Here is a 926-nt window from a genome sequence, read left to right as displayed (position 1 = left end):
GCCATTAAAATAAGTGCTTTACGTGGATTGGGAGCCGTGCGGGTCACGTATAATTTTTTCATGATAAAGTCCTTTTATATAGTTTGAGATAATCATTTGTTAGTAAGCTACGTTAATATATTTTACGTCTTGAGTCTAGCACAGCCATTCATCTTTAATATAACAGACAACAAAAAACCCCATAACATGACGTTATGAGGCTCTTAGTGTGCATGCTAAATACGACTTACTTGTTTGGTGCAGGCGTAGTACGCAAGTAAGGCTTAATCTCAGTATGACCTTTAGGGTAATTTGCCGCGATGTCTTCGTTTTTGACACTTGGCGGAATAATAACGTCATCGCCATCTTTCCAGTCTACTGGTGTGGCAATATTGTACTCATCAGACAATTGAATAGCATCAATGACTCGGATGATCTCATCAAAGTTACGACCACAGCTGGCAGGATAGGTCAGAGTCAGGCGGATTTTTTTGTTAGGATCAATAATAAAGACACTACGTACGGTATGCGTGCTGTCAGCATTAGGATGCATCATGTCATACAGCTCAGCCACTTCTTTATTAGGATCAGCGATAATTGGGAAGTTCAAGTCCGTGCCTTGTGTCTCGCCGATATCTTTTGCCCACTGATGATGATCTTCGATACTATCAACAGAGATACAGATTGGCTTGACACCGCGCTTTTGGAACTCGCCATTCAAGGCAGCAGCGCGGCCAAGCTCAGTCGTACATACTGGGGTAAAATCAGCTGGGTGCGAGAAGAACACTACCCAATTATCACCCGCCCAATCATAAAAGTTAATCTGACCATCTGTGGTGTTCGCATCAAAGTTTGGTGCATCATCACCTAAACGTAAATGTGCCATGTAAAGCTCCTTGTTGTGAATTTTAGTTTTAATTGTACAAACGCTTAGCGCTATCTGCGCC

General features: G+C 42.2%; 1 protein-coding gene. It reads right to left on the bottom strand.

What is annotated here, in order from left to right:
• Window positions 1-226: 226 nt before the first annotated feature.
• Window positions 227-865, bottom strand: a complete 639-nt coding sequence (locus ACTXGO_RS14785; RefSeq protein WP_435950517.1) for a peroxiredoxin — start codon at window positions 863-865, stop codon at window positions 227-229.
• Window positions 866-926 lie beyond the last annotated feature (61 nt).

It is taken from the genome of Psychrobacter sp. T6-1 (genome assembly GCF_052258445.1).
This window is presented reverse-complemented; position numbering and strand designations above follow the sequence as displayed.

Coding starts and splice junctions, on each gene's coding strand:
- ACTXGO_RS14785 (WP_435950517.1), bottom strand. CDS start 865: ATGGCACATTTACGTTTAGGTGATGATGCACCAAACTTTGATGCGAAC.